Below are 443 nucleotides of genomic sequence, written 5' to 3'. Positions count from 1 at the left end.
GGCAAAATGTTTATTTAAAAGGCGCGTTGATTCAGCTAAATCATCAGGATGAGCATTATCAAGCCAAGTGTTTAAATCAGTCGGTTCTAGCTCCTCGAGTGTATACCCAATAATTTCTGCCCAACGGTTATTAAAATGCACTTTTTGGGTATCAACATACCAATCCCATACGCCCACAGCCGTGCTATCAAGTACGAGCTGTAATTGCGTTTTATGATGGGCTAACTCAAGCTCTTGTCGCTTTAAGGTGGTAATATCTGTACGAATGGCAATATAACTTTGTGGGCGGCCTTGCTCGTCTAAAAACGGGGCAACCGTTGTATCAACCCAATAGAAAGCTCCATTTTTTGCTTTATTGCATATTTGCGCATTCCATACATTGCCCGCTTTTAAAGTTTTATACATATCTTTAAAAAAGCTTTTAGGATGCATTCCTGAATTAC

1 protein-coding gene is annotated in these 443 nt (G+C 39.7%); it reads right to left on the bottom strand.

Annotated features, from left to right (window positions below):
- A partial coding sequence (locus tag ACT3RM_RS18205) for a PAS domain-containing protein (RefSeq protein ID WP_444511558.1) occupies positions 1 to 443 on the bottom strand: 443 nt, incomplete at both ends.

The organism is Pseudoalteromonas sp. AOP7-A1-14 (assembly GCF_052376275.1).
Lineage (GTDB): Bacteria > Pseudomonadota > Gammaproteobacteria > Enterobacterales > Alteromonadaceae > Pseudoalteromonas.
This window is presented reverse-complemented; position numbering and strand designations above follow the sequence as displayed.